This window comes from Lentzea terrae (genome assembly GCF_003265345.1).
Lineage (GTDB): Bacteria > Actinomycetota > Actinomycetes > Mycobacteriales > Pseudonocardiaceae > Lentzea > Lentzea terrae.
The window spans coordinates 1-17,548 of record NZ_QFWW01000037.1 but is presented as its reverse complement, the minus strand read 5'-3'; the positions used below and the strand labels follow the sequence as shown (position 1 = coordinate 17,548).

Here is a 17,548-nt window from a genome sequence, read left to right as displayed (position 1 = left end):
GGTTCGACATCAGGCGACGGCGCATGCGCACGTCGTCCTCTTGCAGTAGAGGAGGGCGCCATCCGCACGTGTGATACAGATCACTTGGAATGCGTCAAGCGGCGTACGTCGAGTTCCCGGTTCCAGCCGAGGGCGCTGCTCACCGGGCGTCGTGTGGCAGCCGTCGATCGCTGGTCGCGGGGGAAAGGTGCTTGCTCGCTACCATCGGTGCGCTCACCCACCCCTCATGGATGTCCGAGGACGATGAACGCTGACACTCCGACTGTGCTGCTGGACGCTCCCGGTTCCCAGTCCGAAGTCGGCGATCAGGAGTCAGCCACCCGCAAGCCGGCGCTGTCCCGGCTGCTGCGCCTGGTCTGGTTGTGGCCGGCCCTGCTCGCCGTGGTGCTCGGGGTCTACCAGATCGGCCGACCGGAACTCTGGCGGGACGAGCTGGCCACCTGGGACGCGGCCACCCGGACGACCGGCGGGTTGTTCTGGTTGCTGCGGCACATCGACGCGTCTTCCGGTGCCTACTACCTGCTGATGCACGGCTGGACGTCGATCTTCGGCGACTCGGCCTTCGCCCTGCGGTTCCCGTCGGTGCTGGCCATGGCCGGCGCCGCCGCACTGACGGCGTTGATCGCGAAGCGGATGTTCGGCGACCGTGCCGGTCTGAGCGCCGGGATCGTCTTCGCCCTGTTGCCGGTGGTGTCGCGCTACGCGCAGGAAGCACGCTCGTACGCGTTCATGATCTTCGCCGTGGCGCTGGCGACCTTGCTCCTGCTGCGCGCGCTCGACCGGCCCGGGTGGTTGCGGTGGGGCGCGTACGCGCTGGGCGTGGCGCTCGCCGGCGCGTTCAACCTGGTCGCGCTGACCTTCCTGACCGGGCATCTCGTCGTGGTGGCGGTGTCCTGGTGGCAGCGGCGGGAACGCGGGGTCCTGATCGGGTTCCCGCTCGCCGCGCTGGCCGGCCTCGCGCTGGTGACTCCGCTGGCCCTGGTCGGCCTGCGGCAGGTCGGGAACCAGTTCAAGCTCGCCGTGCCCGACCTGCAGACCGTGCCCGCCACGTGGCCCTTGCTGTTCTTCTCCGCCATGGTCGCGGGTGCGGTGACGGTCGCGGCCCCGTTGGCCCTGGGTGTCTCCCGCCGGCAGGCGATCTGCGGGCTGGCGATGGCGATCCTGCCGATCGTGGCCGTGTGGGTCGTCTCGCAGAGCGGCACCTCGTTCTGGTGGGCGCGGTACCTGACCTTCACCCTGCCGGCGTGGGCGGTCGTGGCCGGAGCCGGTATCGCCGCGCTCCGTCCGGCGGCCACCGTCGCCGGGCTGGTCGTGCTCGCGCTGCTCGGCGTGCCCGACCAGAAGGCACTGCGCGCCCCCGACTCGCACGACTGGTGGAACTACCCCGACCCGGCGCCCGCCAGCCCGTTCAGCTACGCCGCTGTCGCCGATGTCATCGTGAAGGACTACCGCCCCGGCGACGGGCTCGTGCCGGCCCGCGAGGTGATCTCGTACTACATGGTCGACACGGGTTTGCGGTACCACCTGCCGGCCGACGTCAAGCCGAAGGACGTCTTCGCCGCGCGCACCGGGATCGAACTGGGGAAGTTCTTCACCGAGGAGACCACCGACCCCCAGGCCGCGATCGGTGACCTGAAGCGGTTGTGGCTCGTCCGGCCAGGATTGCCGGGAACGGATCCGCTCGAGGGTCTCACGCCCGCCAAGGCGCAGGTGCTGCGGGACAACTTCGTCGTGACGCGGGTCGTTCAGCCCTCGGGCATGGCCACCGTGGCGCTGCTGGAACGCAAGCCCTGACGTTACGGCGAAACGGTCCGCGGCGTCGAAAAGCGGATCATGTTGCCCGACGGGTCGCGGAACGCGCAGTCGCGGACGCCGTAGAACTGGTCGATCGGCTCCTGCATCACCTCGGCACCGGCCGCGCGGACCTGTTCGAACTTCGCGTCCACGTCGTCGAGCTCGAAGATGATGCCCTGCAGGGATCCCTTGGCCAGCAACGCGTTCAGCGCCTCGTAGTCGGTCGGCGGGATGGGCGGGCCGATGCGGGACAGGCCGATCTCGATGTCCGGCTGGTCGGCCGGCCCCACGGTGAGCCAGCGGTAGTCCTCAACGGACTCGTCGGTGCGAACCTCGAGCCCGATGACGTCGCGGTAGAACTTCAGTGCCGCGTCCTGGTCGTGCACGAAGAGGAACGTGTGCGAAAGCTTCATGACACGAAACCCTAGGCAGGCCCGGAGCGCGACGCTTCTCGAAACCTGCTCGGTCGCGTCAGCCCCTTCAACTGACATCCGGGCACCGCGGCCAACTCGGAGTGCGAACGCGCGCGGTACGCGGAAGGTGTCTCGCCGACCAGTTCGGTGAAACGGGCGGAGAACGAGCCGAGCGACGTGCAGCCGACCTCCACGCACACCTCGGTCACCGACAACGTGCCCAGCCGCAGCAACGCCTTCGCACGCTCGATCCGCCGCGTCATCAGGTAGCCGTACGGGGTCTCGCCGTAGGCCGCGCGAAACTGGCGCGAGAAGTGCGAAGGCGACATCAGCGCGGCACGGGCCATCGCCGGCACGTCCAACGGCTTTGCGTATTCGCGGTCCATCAGGTCGCGCGCTCGACGCAGGTGCGCGAGGTCCTCGGGCGTCACGAAACCAGCATGCCACCGCCGCCCAGGCACAGCTGTCCGCGCTGTGCTCACGCTTTTCGAAGGCCGCCGGTTGCCCTCGCCCGAAGAAAATCTTGAACGCATTTTCGTGACCTCCTTGACACTTCCGGAAGCACTGTGCGTGCGGTACTTTTCGCTCGTCTCATCGACGCGTGCGGGGCTCTGACGTCGGCAGACAGCATTTGTCACGGGGTCTTGGGGGATTCGTTGCCGGAGAGATCGGTGGGCCGCGCGCTGCTCAGGTTCGTCGCACTGGCGGCCGTCACGGTGATGGCATTCGGCTCGGTTTCCGCTGCTGCGTTCGCGCAGGACGACCCGACGGCTACGAGCACACCGGCCGAGACGCCGACGCCCCAGCCGGCGGAGCCCACGACAGCCCCGCCCAGCGCCGAACCGGCGCCCCCTCCGGCACGGCAGGCCGAGGCGACCACTGGCGGCGTGCGCGGCGTTCTGTACGCCGACAAGAACCGCAACGGCCAGCAGGACGCCGAGGAAGCCATCTCGGGCGGCAAGGTCGTGATCCAGGGCGGCAGCAACGGTTCGTCCCACGAGACAACGAGCAACGCGGAGGGCCAGTTCGCCTTCGCGGACCTCGCCCCCGGCACCTACCAGCCCACCTACCAGCTGGCCGACGGCTGGGCCGTGCACCACACGAGGGTCAGCGGTGACCTGATCACGGTGACCGCGAACCAGACGGCCGACGTGGTGGCACGCGCCGAGCGGCGTTACGACGAGCAGCTCAAGGCGACCGCGACGCTCGACCAGGACAGCTATCGCCACCCGGCCTCCGCCACGATCACGGTGCGGCTCACCAACACCACCGACCGCCCGATCAGCGGCATCCGCGCCGCCTGCGACCGCGAGGACTCGCCGCGACTGCTCGGCCGCGGTGACGGGTGGAACGTGCTGAAGGGCAACGGCCTGGAGCTCGCGGCCGGCGAAGAGCGCACGATCACCATCGTCGAGGACATCCCGCTCGCCGCCAGGGAGAAGGGCAGCGTCGCGCTCAAGTGCGACTTCGCGCCGTTCGTCGACTGGAACACCGACGGCCCGACCGTCCATGACGATGCGAAGGTGACCGGAAACCCCGGCTACACGCTGGTGCTCGGCGACGACAGGAACGCCAACTCCCGCATCGACGCCGGCGAGGCGATCTCCGGTGCGCAGGTCGTCCTGTTGAACCAGAAGACCGGCTACGAGGTCGTCGATGGCGTCAGCGACAAGGACGGCAAGATCGAGTTCACCGGTCTCGCAGCCGGTGACTACCGGGCCGTGCTCCTCGGCTCGTGGGGGCCCCGCGATGCGGGCCAGGAGCAGCTGCACGTCCCGGCACAGGGCAGTGTCGGCTACCTGTTCCTGAAGCGTGCGGCGCCGCCCGACCTGCGGGGCACGATGAAGTTCGACAAGCCGCGCTACGAGTCGCACGAGACGATCCGCCTGGAGCTGACCGTCACGAACATCGGTGGCAAGACCGCCGAGCGCGCACGCCTCGAATGGGGCATGTACCCGCTCGACGTCCCCGACGAGCAGTTGGGCGACTTCCGCGACGACCGCGTCGGCATCCGGATTCCCGCCGGTGAGACGCGCACGTTCAGCTTCTCGGGACTGCCTCGCGAGTTCCCCGACGGCAAGCTGACGAAGTGGATCGCTTTCGACTTCATCGGTCAGACGAACGCGATGGAGAACGCGATCTTCGGCTCGGTCGAGATCGTGCAGACCAGAGGCGACCTCGGCGGTGTCGTCTACACGGACAAGAACCGCAACGGGCAGCCGGATCCGGGCGAGGGCACCGCAGAAGCCGTGGTCGAGATCAGCGGCGGTGCGCCTTACTGGAGCGCCAAGCTCTCGACGGACGCCAACGGCAGGTTCTCCGCGAAGAACATCCCGTCCGGCATGTACTGGGTCAACTACACGCTGGCCGGCGGGTGGGTCGTGCACGACCACGACAAGGCCGCGCGGATCAAGGTCGAGCCGGCAACGCCGCTCGAGCTCACCGTGCGCGGGGAGCGGCCGTACCGCGAGAGGCTCAAGGCGGCGGTGGTGCTCGACAAGTCCACCTACGCGGTCGGTGACACCGCCACGGTGACCGTCACGCTGACCAACATCGACGACCGGGTGATCGGCGGTGTGCAAGCCGGCTGCAACAGGGGTGAGGACATCCACCCCGGCGAAAACCACCACCTCGGTGGCACCGGCCTGGTTCCCATGCCGGAGACCTGGGGCGACCTCCGGCCCAGCACACCGGGTGTGACGCTCAACCCCGGCGAGACGAAGACGTTCGTCATCGCGGAGAAGGTGCCCGCCGCCGCAAAGTGGATCCGCAAGGTGGTCGTCGCCTGCGACTTCGCGCCGAACTCCAGGTACAACACCGACGGCGCGTTCGGCTATGACTGGGCCAGCCTGCCCGGTGGGTCCGGCGGGATGAAGGTCCGGCTCTTCCACTACCCCAACCACAGCGGGCAAGGCGGCTACGGCGAGGCCATCGCCCACACCAGGGTCATGATGATGACCGACAAGGTGAACGGCTTCCTGGTCGCCGAGGCGGTCTCGGACGCGCAGGGCTACGTGCACTTCGAGAAGATCCCACCGGGCGAATTCTGGTTGGTGATCGACGGGCCGTGGATGTTCCAGGGCGAGTTGGGCGGCCGCGTCCGGGTGTACGACGGGACCGTGTGGGAGGACACGCTTTCCGTCGTGCCCGGCCCGCCACCCGGCTCCCGGCCCGACGGCGGTGAACCCCAGGAGTCCCCGCCTGGTTCCGAAGTGGACACAGTGGACACAGGCACCGCGGGCGCCCTCGCCAAGACGGGTGCCAGCGTGCTCGGTCTCGGCGTGCTCGCCGTGTTGCTCGTGGCGTTCGGCATCGGCGCTCGCGTGGCCGGTCGCCGCAAGACTGTGTGATCAATGTCCACAGTGGATAGTTGATCTTCGAAACCGCTTCCGCGAACCCGCTTCACCAGCGTGCCACCGCCGCCCAGGCACAGCTGTCCGCGCTCTGCTCACGCTTTTCGAAGCCCGTCGGTTGCCCTCGCCCAAAGAAAATCTTGAACGCATTTTCGTGACCTCCTTGACACTTCCGGAAGCACTGTGCGTGCGGTATTTTTCGCTCGTCTCATCGACGCGTGCGGGGGCTCTGACGTCGGCAGACAGCATTTGTCACGGGGTCTTGGGGGATTCGTTGTCCGAGAGATCGGTCGGTCGCGCGCTGCTCAGGTTCGTCGCTCTGGCGACGGCTGCCGCAGTGGCTTTCGGCTCGGCGTCCGTCGCGGCATTCGCGCAGGACGACCCGACGAGCTCGAGCAGTCCGACCCAGACGTCGGCACCGGAGGAACCGGAGGAGCCGACCGAGGTCGAGCCGGAGCCGGACACCACCAAGGGCGACGTCAACGGCGTCCTCTACGCCGACAAGAACCGCAACGGTCAGCAGGATCCCCAGGAGGCCATCGCCGGCGGCAAGGTCGAGATCTTCGGCGACGGCTCCAGGCACGCGACGACCAGCGACGCGAACGGCAAGTTCGCGTTCACCGGCCTCGTGCCCGGCACCTACGAGCCGACCTACCAGCTGGCCGGCGGCTGGGCCGTGCACCACACCAACATCGACGGCGACCTGATCCAGGTCGAGGCGAACACGATCACCGAGGTGTCGGCACGCGCGGAGCGGCGCTACGACGAGCAGCTCCGGGCCACCGCGACGCTCGACCGCGACAGCTACCAGCACTCGTCGAACACGACGGTCAGGCTGAGCCTCACCAACACCACCGACCGGCCGATCGACAACATCCAGGCCGTCTGCGACCGCGAGGAAGTCCCGAACTCGCTCGGCCGCGTCGAGGGGTGGAACCCGCTCAAGGGCAACGGCCTGCGGCTCGCGCCTCGTGAGCAGCGCACGTTCGTCATCGTCGAGGAGATCCCGGCCGCCGCGCGGCAGAAGGGCTCCGTCAAGCTCGACTGCGACTTCGCGCCGTTCGCCGACTGGAACACCGACGGCCCGGTCGTGCACGACGAGGCGGCGGTGACCGGCGGTTCCGGCACCTACACGATGATCGTCGGCCGCGACCAGAACGTCGACAACCGCATCGACCCGTCCGAGGTCGTCGAGTGGGCCGAGGTCGTACTGCTGCACCCGCAGTCCGGGGTGGTGGTCGCGCAGGGGCGCAGCGACAAGGCCGGCCGCATCGAGTTCACCGGTCTGGCGATGGGCGACTACCGGGCCGTCGTCCTCGGCGGCTGGGGCTTCCGCGACGCCGGTCAGGACCAGGTGCGGATCACCGACCAGGACACCGTCAACCACCGGATCCTGAAGCACTCGGCGCCCGCGGAGCTGCGCGCCACGGTGAAGTTCGACAAGGACCGCTACGAGTCGCACGAGACCGTGCGCATGTGGCTGACCGTCACGAACATCGGCGGCCAGGCGGCCGAGCGCACCCGCCTGGAGCACCGGCTCCAGTCGCTGGACGTCCCGGACGAGCAGTGGGGTGACTTCCGGCCCAACGGCCCCGGCATCCGGATCCTCGCGGGTGAGTCCCGCACGTTCGAGGTCACGGGCAAGATCCGCGACATCTGGAACGGCAAGCTGGTGGTGTCGAGGTGGATCGACTACCTCGGCCGGATGAACCCGTACAACAGTGCGTTCCGCGGCGAGGTCGAGGTCGTGCAGACCCGCGGCGAGATCACCGGTGTCGTCTACACCGACCGCAACGGCAACGGATGGCAGGACGCCGGGGAGGCCGCCGCGCACGTCGTGGTCGAGGCCAACGGCGGTGCGCCGTACGGGTATCTGAAGACCACCACGGACGTTTTCGGGCGCTTCACGTTCTCCGAAGTCCCTTCCGGCGTGTACTCGCTCGGCTACACGCTGGCCGACGGCTGGCTCGTGCACGTCGAGGGTGACGAGCCGTTGAGCTGGGTGGAGCCGGGAGCGGTCGTCAAGCTCACCGCACGTGCGGAGCGGCCGTACCGCGAGACCCTCAAGTCGAGCGTCGTGCTGGACAAGGCGTCGTACGCGATCGGGGACACCGCCAAGATCACCGTCAAGCTGACGAACGTCGGCAACCGCGAGATCAGCGGGATCCAGGCCAAGTGCAACCGGATCGGCGCCCCCAACCACCTCGGTGGCAGCGACGAGGACCCGATGACCGGCTGGGGCGACCTGAGCTACTGGGGCAAGGGCGTCACCGTCAGTCCCGGTGAGACCAAGACGCTGGTCGTGACGGAGAAGGTGCCCACTGCCGCGCGCAACAAGCGCCGGGTGGTCATCGCCTGCGACTTCGCGCCGAACCCCTCGCACAACACCGACGGCCCGTACGGCTTCGACTGGGCCAGCGTGCCCGGTGGCACGGGTGGGCTCGAAGGCCCGCTGTTCCACGACCGCAACGGCAACGGGAAGGTCGACCCCGGCGAAGGTCTCTCCGGCACCAGGATCGCGGTGGTCACCGACAAGGAGGACGGCTTCGTCGTCGCCGAGACGGAATCGGACGCACTGGGCAGCGTGCGCTTCGAGAAGCTTCCGCCGGGTGACTTCTGGCTGTGGGTCGACGGGCCGTGGCAGTTCGAGGGCGAGCACGGCGGCCGCGTGCAGATCTTCGGCGACGTGGTGACGCACAACAGCTTCCCGGTCGTGCCGGGCCCGGAACGACCAGAACCCGACTACGACGACTCCGACCAGGGCCCTGAAGACGACACGGACAGCGGCACCTACGAGGACATCGGCACCGGGGGTGCGCTCGCCAAGACCGGCGCCAGCGTGCTCGGGCTCGGCGTGGTCGCCGCGCTCCTCATCGCGTTCGGCTTCGGCGCCCGCGTCGCCGGCCGTCGCCAGACCTCTTGATTCATCGGCACCAACCACTGGGGAACCAGATGTCAGACAGATCGGCCAGACGAGGCCTGCTCAGATTCACGGCTCTAGCCACCGCCGCGGTGCTGGCGTTCGGCGGCACGTCCACCGCGTTCGCGCAGGACGACCCGACGAGCACCGCGCCGACGCCGACGGAAACGGTGACGCCGCCGCCCTCCTCGACCGAGGAGCCGGCCCCGCCGTCGTCGACCGAACCCGTGGCGCCGCCGCCGTCGTCGGCCGAACCCGCTCCTCCTGTTCAGCCGTCGGCTGATCCGTCCACCCCGGTCACGCCCGTCGCCCCGCCTGCCGCGACGGTCGAAGCGCCGAAGCCGGAGGAGCGCAAGGCCGAGCAGCAGAGCGCGCAGGCTGCTGCGCCGGACCTCCAGGTCTCCCTGAAGTTCGACAAGCCGGAGTACAAGCAGGGCGAGTCGCTCAGCCTCACCCTGACGGTGAAGAACGCCGGTGACGCGCGCGCGAACGAGATCCGGTTCGCGAGCGAGCCGTTCCAGTTGGGCTTGACCAGCGGCGTCGACGAGCTGGTGTCCCGCCCGAGCCTGGCGCCGGGAGAGTCGAAGACGATCAAGCTCGGTGCAGTCTCGAACACGCCGGTCTACGTCGGCAGCGTTCCGGTCACACTCACCCTGCGTGCCTACGTCGAGGGCGCAACCGACAAGGCGCCGAGCGACAACCAGGTGCGCGCCGAGACGAAGATCTTCAAGAACAGCGGCCGCGTGTCCGGCGTGCTGTACCAGGACAAGAACGGCAACGGTGTCGCCGACCCGGATGAGGCCCTCAACAACGGCTACTCGCGGGTGACGCTGACCGGGGGTCCTGACTTCCCCGGCAAGTCGACCTGGCTCACCAACGGACGGTTCGACTTCTACGAAGCTCCAGTCGGCACCTACCAGGCACGCATCGGCGAGGGGTACAACCCCGACGGCCTCGTGGTGAAGCCCGGTCAGTTCATCGTCGTGAAGAACGGCGAGAGCACTGAGGTCGCGCTCCAGGTCGGGCCCGCACTCTCGCGTTCCCTGCAGGTCGTCGGGCACTCCTTCGACAAAGCGAAGTACGCCAAGGGCGACCCGATCTCGGTGACCGTGAATCTGCGGAACACCGGCACGGCACCGATCTCCAAGCTCGTCGCTGTGTGCGACCCGGAGAACGACCCGGCGACGCTGGACGGCACCGGCCCCGGCTGGGGCGAGCTGCGGCCTGATCGAGGCGGCATCACGATCGGCGTGGGTCAGACGGTGCCGGTCACCATCACCGACACCGTGCCGGACGTCGACTACCCGACCGGCAAGGTCTACTTCGGCTGCGTGTTCAGCGTCGACGGCCGCAACATCGCCGGCGGCGGCTACGGCATGCCCTGGTACTCCGACCCCGGTCTCACGGTCGGTGCGGACGTCGCCGGCACGCTCGGCCGCGTGTCCGGCCGCGCGCTGAGCAACGGCACGCCGGCCAACGGGTTCGTCAAGGTCGTCGCGTACAACCCGGCGAACAACCGGATCGTGGGCGATGGGTGGACCTACGACGGCAACTGGTGGATCTCGAACGTGCCGCAGGGCAAGGTCGCGCTGAAGGTCGTCGGCCGGTGGAAGTTCGCCGACGGCAGCACCCAGCGTCTCGTCGACGTCGTCGGGGACGAGGAGACGAAGGTCGACCTCGACGTCGTGCCCGGTCCCGAGGTGAAGGACCCGACCGTCTTCGCCCCCGACCTCAAGGTGTCGGTCACCTTCGACAAGGAGATCTACGACATCTCCGATCCGGTGCGGATGACGCTCAAGGTCGAGAACATCGGCACCGGCAAGGGCCCGGGACGGGGTGACTGGCGCAACCAGTGGCACGAGGAACAGCCGTCCTTCGAATACCTCCAGTACCGCAAGTTCCTGGAGACCCCGATCGAGCTGTGGCCGGGTGAGAGCACGCAGTTCACCCTGATCGGCAAGCCGCGGGACGGCGGGATGGACCCGGAGAAGCTCCGCACGTTGCGCTACATCGCCGAAGTGGCCACGCAGTCCGGAGACCCGGACTGGACCAACAACAAGGCCGAGGGGCGCGCGAGCGTCACCTGGAGCACCAACGGCTCGCTGAAGGTCTTCTTCTACGGCGACCGCAACCTGAACGAACAGCCGGACGCGGGCGAGGAGCTCGGGAACCGGAAGATGGGCATCAGTGGCGGGCGGCCGCACGTCGGCGTGGACGGCAAGACCGACGCGTTCGGCTGGGCCCGGTTCACCGATCTGCCCGCGGGCTCCTTCCGCGCACAGGACGCCATGGAGAACTGGCGGGACGGTTGGATGCCCCCCGAGGCCAGCCCGGTCGGCGTGGTGAACCCCGGCGACGAGGGCACTCTGGCGATCCGGCTGGTCCGCCCGCTGTCGGACAAACTGGTGGCGACGCTGAAGTTCGACCAGCCGTCCTACCCGGAGGGAGCCGTCCTCGGCGTCACGGCGTCGATCACGAACAACTCCGACAAGCCCGTCCACGTGACTGCGGCCTGCTCGGGTTGGGGAGGCCGCGACCTCTTCAACGACAACGACGACTGGGGCGCGTTCAAGAGGAACGGATCCGGCGTCGAGGTCGCGGTCGGTGCCACGTACACCCACCGCGTCACCACCGCGATGCCCCCGGAGTCGGCGAACTACGGTCGTGTGGGCGTCGGCTGCCAGTTCGGGCCGGCGGACAACCAGGGCAACCCCTGGGCCTCTGCGGAGACCAAGGTGCCCGGCGCGACGCAGACGTTCCGGGGCATGGTCGTCACCGGCACGAACGAGAACCCGCAACCGGTGCCGAACGTGAAGGTGGTGCTGCTCGACCCGGACACCAACCAGCCGGTCGCGAGCACCATGGCCGACGCCGACGGCAAGTGGGAGTTCCCGGACCTCGCGGTCGGCGCGTACACGCCGCTCGTGGTCGGCCCCTGGAAGGTCAGGGAGGACCAGTGGCGGGAGAGCGAGGGCTTCATCAACGTCCGCGGCCGGTCCGACCCGATGCCGTTCTGGGTCGATCCTGGCCCTGAAGTCGCCGACCCCGAAGCCGTGGCCAGGCCGGGCGGCGGCACCAAGACGGGCGGCCCGAAGAAGGTCTCGAAGACCAAGCTCATCCAGGCGAAGAAGATGAAGAACACCAGCGCGCTCGCGAACACGGGCGTGAGCGTGCTCGGCCTCACCCTCTTCGGTGGCCTGCTCGTCCTGGCCGGCGCGGCAATGCGCCGCAAGCCTTCGACCAAGTAACACCGTTCTCTGCGGCAGCGGGGCGGCGCTCGTCTGAGCGCCGCCCCGCTGTCCACCTCAACCTGGGGGATTCCCTTTGTCCGAGAGATCGGTCAGACGTGCCCTGCTCAGATTCGGGGCCTTGACCACTGCAGCAGTCCTGGCGTTCGGCGGTGCGTCCACCGCGTTCGCGCAGGACGACCCGACGAGCGCCGCGCCGACGCCGACGCCGACGCCGACGGAAACGGTGACGCCGACGGAAACGGTCACGCCGCCCCCGTCGTCCGCGACCCCGGAGCCCGCGCCGCCGTCGTCGACCGAACCCGCGGCACCGCCCTCGTCGTCGACCGAACCCGCTCCGCCTGTTCAGCCGCCTGTTCAGCCGCCGGCTGATCCGTCCACACCGGTCACGCCCGTCGCCCCGCCTGCAGCTGCGGTCGAGCCCGCGAAGCCGGAGGAGCAGAAGGCCCAGGCCGTCCAGGAGCAGCAGGCCGTTCCCGACCTCAAGCTCTCGGTGAAGTTCGACAAGCCGGAGTACGCGTCGGGTGAGGCGCTCAGCCTCACGGTGACTGTCACCAACGCTGGTGACGCGCCCGCGAACCAGATCCGGTTCGCCGCCGAGCCCTACGCCATGTACCTGAGCACCGGTGTCGACGAGCTGGTCTCCCGTCCCAGTCTGGCGCCCGGCGAAACGAAGACGTTCAAGCTCGGCGGCACGCGGGACACGCAGCTCGGCGACAGCGTCGCGCTCGGCTTGCGCACCTACGTCGAGGGCGGGAAGGACAAGGCGCCCAACGACAACGAGGCACGGGCCGAGGCGAAGATCATCAAGCGCGTCGGCCGGCTGTCCGGTGTGGTGTACGAGGACAAGAACGGCAACGGTGCCGCCGACCCCGGCGAGACTCTCACCGGCTACCGGCAGATGAAGCTGACCGGTGGTCCTGACTTCCCCGGCTCGACGTTCATCCTCCAGAACGGGAGTTTCTCGTTCTGGGAGATCCCCGTCGGCACCTACCAGGCACGCATGGGCAGCGGGTACGACCCCGACGGTCTCGCGGTGAAGCCCGGTCAGTTCATCGTCGTGAAGAACGGTGAGAGCACTGAGCTCGCGCTCCAGGTCGGGCCCGCGCTCTCGCGTTCCCTGCAGGTCTTCGGGCACTCGTTCGACAAGGCGAAGTACGCCAAGGGCGACCCGATCTCGGTGACGGTCAACCTGCGCAACACCGGCTCGACGCCGATCACCGGCCTGGTCGCGGTGTGCGACCCGGAGAACGACCCGGCGACGCTGGACGGCACCGGCCCCGGCTGGGGTGAGCTGCGGCCGGACCGCGGCGGCATCACGATCGGCGCGTTCGAGGCGAAGCAGGTCACCATCACCGACACCGTGCCCGATGTCGACTTCCCGACCGGCAAGGTCTACTTCGCCTGCGTGTTCAGCATCGACGGCCGCAACGTCGACGGCGGCGGGTACGGCTTCCCCGGTTACTCCGACCCCGGTCTCACCGCCGGCGTCGATGTCGCCGGCACCATCGGCACGGTGTCCGGCCGGGTGCTGAGCAACGGCGCGCCGGTCAACGGGTTCGTCAAGGTCGTCGCGTACAACCCGGCCAACAACCGGATCGTGGGAGACGGGCAGACCTACGACGGCAACTGGTCGATCTCGAACGTGCCGCAGGGCAAGATCGCGCTGAAGCTCGCCGGCCAGTGGAAGTTCGCCGACGGCAGCACCCAGCGTCTCGTCGACGCCGTCGGGGACCAGGACGTCAAGGTCGACCTCGACGTCGTGCCCGGTCCCGAGGTGAAGGACCCGACCGTCTTCGCCCCCGATCTCAAGGTCTCGGTCAGCTTCGACAAGGAGACCTACGACATCTCCGACCCGGTGCGGATGACGCTCAAGGTCGAGAACGTCGGCACCGGCAAGGCGCCGGCCAAGGGTGACTGGCGCAACCCGTACGTCGAGGAACAGCCGTACTTCGACTACCAGCAGTACCGCAAGTTCGTGGAGACGCCGATCGAGGTCTGGCCGGGTGAGAGCAAGCAGGTCACCCTCGTCGCCAGGGCACGGGACGGCGCCAGCGACCCGGAGAAGCTCCGCACACTGCGCTTCCGCACCGAGGTCGGCACGCTCTACCCCGACCCGGACATCACCAACAACAAGGCCGAGGCGCAGGCGAACGTCGTCTGGGGCACCGGCGCGTTCTCGGCCGTCATCTACGGCGACCGCAACCTGAACGGGCAGATGGACGCGGGCGAGGCGATCGGGAACCGCACCGTGAACATCAACGGTGGCAAGCCGTCGGTCTGGCTGAGCGCCAAGTCGGACGCGGGTGGCCGGGTCCGGTTCACCAACGTGCCCGCCGGTCGCTACCGCGCCTCGAGCACGTGGGACCGCGAGGGCGGCTGGGTCGTGGGGGACAGCGAGGAGCAGACCTCCGTCGTCAACCCCGGCGACGAGGGCACCGCGGTGCTCCGGATGGTCCGTCCGCTGTCCGACAAGCTCACGGCGTCGATGAAGTTCAACAAGCCGTCCTACGAGGCTGGTGCGACGGTCGGTCTCACCGTGTCGATCACGAACGGGACCGGCAAGCCGGTCCACGTCAAGGCGGAGTGCGGCGGCGGCTTCGGTGGGCCTTTCCTCAGCAACGACGGGGCCGGGTGGGGCCCGCTGTCCAAGGGCGCGTCCGGTGTGGACATCGCCGACGGTGAAACGTTCACCCTGAACGTCGACGCGGCGATGCCCGCGGAGTCGCCGGACTACGGCTACGTCAGCATCTGGTGCAACTTCGGGCCGGAGAACGGCGCCGGCAACCCGTACGTCTCCACCAAGACCAGGGTGCCCGGCGTGACCGAGACGTTCCGCGGTGCCATCGTCAAGGACCAGATGAACCCGACGAAGATCCCGAACGTCAAAGTCGTGCTGCTCGACCCGGACACCGGCAAGACGGTCGCGAGCACCACCGCGGACGCCGAAGGCAAGTGGGTCTTCCCGGATCTGGCGGTCGGCGAGTACACGCCGGTCGTGCTCGGTCCGTGGCGGATCATCAACGACTGGTCGGAGGGCATGCCGTTCGGCAACGTCCGCGGTGCCACCTTCGAGTCGTGGCTCTTCGTCGAGCCGGGCCCGGAGGTGACCGACCCGGGATCCACCAGCTACAAGATCAACATGGTCCACGACGAGAACAAGGACGGGGATGTCGATCCGGGCGAGGAGATCAGCGGTCTCAAGATCTCGCTCAGGAGCCAGACGACCGGTTCCGTGGTCGCCGAGCGCACGACCGGTGCGGACGGCAAGGCCGAGTTCTTCGGAGTTCCGGCCGGGTCGTACTGGGTCAGGGTCGACGGTTCCTGGATGTTCAAGGGCGGCCCTGTCGTCTCGGAGGTGACCGTCGCCGGGACGGGCGGCGAGCGCACGTTCTGGCTCGAGCCGGGCCTGGCCGCACCGCTGCCGCGCGGCGTCGTGCGCTTCGAGAAGCCGAGCTACGAGTCGCACGAGCAGGTGCGGTTCTGGCTGACCGTCACGAACATCGGTGGCAAGACCGCCGAGCGGGTGCGCCTCGACTGGCCCGTCCTCGCGGTCGAGCTGCCGGAGGGCCTGTGGGGTGACTTCTCCGACGGCGGCGCGGGCATCGAGCTCACACCTGGTGAGTCCCGCACGTTCGAGGGCGTCGGCAACATCCACGACATCCAGAACGGCAAGCTGTCGATCTGGGGCGGCCTCGACTACCTGGGCGGCCCGAACTCCAACAGCCTGTTCTCCGGTGAGGTGCCGGTCGTGCAGACCAAGGGCGATCTTTCAGGTGTCGTCTACATGGACAAGAACCGCAACGGGCAGCAGGACGCGGGCGAGGCGGCGGCAGGTGCCGTGGTCGACGCCTACGGCGGTGTGCCGACCGGGTCCCTCAAGACCACGACGGATGCGGAGGGCCGCTACTCGTTCAAGGGCATCCCGTCGGGCGGCTACTCCGTCAACTACACGCTCGCCGACGGCTGGATCGTCCGCAGGTCCGGTGACGACGTGGACGTCCGCGTCCAGCCGGGCCAGCCGGGCCAGCTGACCGCACGTGCCGAGCGTCCGTTCAGCGAGGCGTACAGCGCGACTTTGACGCTCGACAAGGACGTCTACCAGGTCGGCGAGGTCGCGACGATCACGATCACGCTGACGAACTCCAGCGACCGGGCCGTCACCGGCATCCAGGCAGCCTGCAACCGGGGTGACTTCAGGGACCACCTCGGCGATGACCGGGAGGCGTGGGGCGACCTGCGCGGCAAGGGCGTGACCCTCGGCGCGGGAGAGACGAAGACCTTCATCGTCAAGGAGAAGGTGCCGCAGGCCTCCTACGAGTCCGGCAGGGTGACTGCGGCGTGCGACTTCACGCCGAACCCCGCCTACCACGCCGACGGTCCGTTCGCGCAGGACGTCGCACGGGTGCCCGGCGGGTTCGGCTCCGTGGTCGGTGACCTCTACCACGACCGCAACGACAACGGTTCGATGGACGAGGGCGAGGGCATCGGCAACACCCGGATCGTGCTGCACGACCGCGACTTCGGTGGCGACGCCGGCGAGACGGTCTCGGACGCGCAGGGCCACGTGCGCTTCGACCGCGTTCCCGCCGGTGACTTCTGGGCCGGGGTCGACGGGCCGTGGAAGTTCGAGGGCGAGCGGGGCGGCCGCGTCCGGGTCTCGGCGGATCACGAGAACAGGAACGACTTCGTCGTCGTGCCTGACCTGCCTGTCGCACCTGTCGAGCAGCCTGAGACCGGTGGTGGCGGCACTCCGCCGGCCGCACCGGCAGGTGGTTCGGGTGACGCGCTCGCCAAGACCGGTGCCAGCGTGCTCGGTCTCGGCCTGCTCGGCGCACTGCTCGTGGCCTTCGGCTTCGGCGCCCGCGTGATCGGACGCCGTCGCACGGCATAGCTGAAAACCGAATGACAGGCCCGGCACTCACTCTGAGTGCCGGGCCTGTTGTCATTAGCGCCACAGTTCGCTGTCCCGAGTGGAGTGTTAGCGTCGCTAACCATTGGGTATCTGGGGGTGACATGACGGTCTGGGAAGCAATCGCGGTGGTCATCGCGGGTGTGTTCGCAGGCGGCATCAACACCGTCGTCGGCAGCGGCACGCTCGTGACGTTTCCCGTGCTGCTCGCCGTCGGTTACCCGCCCGTGGTGGCGAACGTCTCCAACAGCCTCGGGCTGGTGCCTGGCTCGCTGTCCGGCGCGTGGGGGTACCGCGAGGAGCTCAAGGGGCAGAAGTCGCGCATCGCGAAACTGTTGCCCGCGTCGATCCTGGGCGGCATCGTCGGTGCGATCTTGCTGGTGACGTTGCCGGAGAAGGCGTTCCAGGCGATCGTGCCGGTGCTGATCGTGATCGCGCTGGTCCTCGTGGTGATGCAGCCGTGGCTCAACCGCAAGCTGGCTCACAAGCGCAGTCAGACCGACGGCGGTGTGCTGCTGTGGATCGGGGTTTTCGCCGCGGGCATCTACGGCGGTTACTTCGGGGCCGCGCAGGGCGTGCTCGTCATGGGGATCATGGGTGTGCTCGTCAACGAGCACCTGCAGCGGATGAACGCGGTGAAGAACCTGCTGACCGCGTTCGTGAACCTGGTCGCGGGCGTCATGTTCATCTTCATCGCCGACGTGGCGTGGCTGGCCGTGCTGCTGCTGGCCGTCGGGTCCGTCGTCGGCGGGCAGATCGGGGCCAAGATCGGCCGCAAACTCCCACCCGCCGTGTTGCGCGGCGTCATCGTGGTGGTGGGAGTCGCGGCGATCGTTCAGCTGCTCATGAAGTGAACGCGCGGGCGGCGGCCAGGAAGGCGTTGTTCTCCTCCGGCTCGCCGATCGTCA

The 17,548-nt window shown here is 68.6% G+C and carries 8 protein-coding genes; 6 read left to right on the top strand and 2 right to left on the bottom strand.

What is annotated here, in order from left to right:
• Positions 1–243 precede the first annotated feature (243 nt).
• Positions 244–1,794, top strand: a complete 1,551-nt coding sequence (locus tag DI276_RS45225; RefSeq protein WP_157985352.1) for a glycosyltransferase family 39 protein — start codon at positions 244–246, stop codon at positions 1,792–1,794.
• A 2-nt stretch (positions 1,795–1,796) separates the two neighbouring features.
• Here DI276_RS45225 and DI276_RS45220 read toward each other — a convergent pair whose 3' ends face one another.
• Both DI276_RS45220 and DI276_RS45215 read right to left on the bottom strand, forming a co-directional pair.
• Positions 1,797–2,207, bottom strand: coding sequence for a VOC family protein (locus DI276_RS45220; protein WP_112275820.1), 411 nt, complete (start codon positions 2,205–2,207; stop codon positions 1,797–1,799).
• 11 nt (positions 2,208–2,218) lie between these two features.
• Positions 2,219–2,638 carry a helix-turn-helix transcriptional regulator gene (locus tag DI276_RS45215; protein WP_112275818.1) on the bottom strand — a complete coding sequence of 140 codons (420 nt, stop codon included), beginning with the start codon at positions 2,636–2,638 and terminating at the stop codon, positions 2,219–2,221.
• 240 nt (positions 2,639–2,878) lie between these two features.
• Between DI276_RS45215 and DI276_RS45210 the strand changes: the two genes are divergently transcribed.
• The 5 genes from DI276_RS45210 to DI276_RS45190 all read left to right on the top strand — a co-directional run bounded on the left by DI276_RS45210 (position 2,879) and on the right by DI276_RS45190 (position 17,494).
• Entirely contained in the window at positions 2,879–5,557 is a 2,679-nt protein-coding gene (locus DI276_RS45210) for an SdrD B-like domain-containing protein (protein WP_112275816.1), read from the top strand.
• A 277-nt stretch (positions 5,558–5,834) separates the two neighbouring features.
• Complete coding sequence (locus DI276_RS45205; protein WP_198681305.1) at positions 5,835–8,483, top strand: SdrD B-like domain-containing protein; 2,649 nt, start codon at positions 5,835–5,837, stop codon at positions 8,481–8,483.
• A 29-nt stretch (positions 8,484–8,512) separates the two neighbouring features.
• Positions 8,513–11,728 (top strand): hypothetical protein, encoded by a 3,216-nt coding sequence (locus DI276_RS45200; RefSeq protein WP_112275812.1) that lies wholly within the window; start codon positions 8,513–8,515, stop codon positions 11,726–11,728.
• A gap of 121 nt (positions 11,729–11,849) precedes the next feature.
• The gene (locus DI276_RS45195) at positions 11,850–16,622 is read left to right on the top strand and encodes an SdrD B-like domain-containing protein (RefSeq protein WP_112275810.1); all 4,773 of its coding nucleotides are present in this window, start codon (positions 11,850–11,852) and stop codon (positions 16,620–16,622) included.
• A gap of 122 nt (positions 16,623–16,744) precedes the next feature.
• Positions 16,745–17,494 (top strand): sulfite exporter TauE/SafE family protein, encoded by a 750-nt coding sequence (locus DI276_RS45190; RefSeq protein ID WP_112275808.1) that lies wholly within the window; start codon positions 16,745–16,747, stop codon positions 17,492–17,494.
• Positions 17,495–17,548 lie beyond the last annotated feature (54 nt).